Source organism: Citrobacter sp. Igbk 16 (genome assembly GCF_028069755.1).
Lineage (GTDB): Bacteria > Pseudomonadota > Gammaproteobacteria > Enterobacterales > Enterobacteriaceae > Citrobacter.
In genome coordinates, this window is record NZ_JANEWJ010000084.1 from 1 (window position 1) to 589 (window position 589).

Genomic DNA, 589 nt, shown 5'->3' on the forward strand with positions numbered 1-589 from the left:
GCAAAAGAAGTAGGTAGCTTAACCTTCGGGAGGGCGCTTACCACTTTGTGATTCATGACTGGGGTGAAGTCGTAACAAGGTAACCGTAGGGGAACCTGCGGTTGGATCACCTCCTTACCTTAAAGAAACGTTCTTTGTAGTGCTCACACAGATTGTCTGATGAAAATTAGCAGTAAGAAAATCTCTGCAGGCTTGTAGCTCAGGTGGTTAGAGCGCACCCCTGATAAGGGTGAGGTCGGTGGTTCAAGTCCACTCAGGCCTACCAAATTTTTGCTGATGCCGCGTTGCGGCGACACTCACATACTTCAGTATGCTTCGTGTCACCACGCCTTGCTTCAACAAAAATTAAGGTGAATGAGATAACTACGATGGGGCTATAGCTCAGCTGGGAGAGCGCCTGCTTTGCACGCAGGAGGTCTGCGGTTCGATCCCGCATAGCTCCACCATCTTTACTGCAAAAAACAAGAAAACTTCAGAGTGTACCTGAAAAGGTTCACTGCGAAGTTTTGCTCTTTAAAAATCTGGATCAAGCTGAAAATTGAAACGACACACTGTTTCATTTCTCCGTAATAAGAAATGAAAAGCGGTG

The 589-nt window shown here is 46.5% G+C and carries 2 tRNA genes and 1 rRNA gene; all 3 read left to right on the top strand.

What is annotated here, in order from left to right:
* A 16S ribosomal RNA gene (locus NNO03_RS22450) occupies positions 1–117 on the top strand; the annotation flags it as partial.
* 71 nt (positions 118–188) lie between these two features.
* Positions 189–265: transfer RNA gene (locus tag NNO03_RS22455), tRNA-Ile, on the top strand.
* A 105-nt stretch (positions 266–370) separates the two neighbouring features.
* Positions 371–446: transfer RNA gene (locus NNO03_RS22460), tRNA-Ala, on the top strand.
* The last annotated feature ends 143 nt before the right edge of the window (positions 447–589 follow it).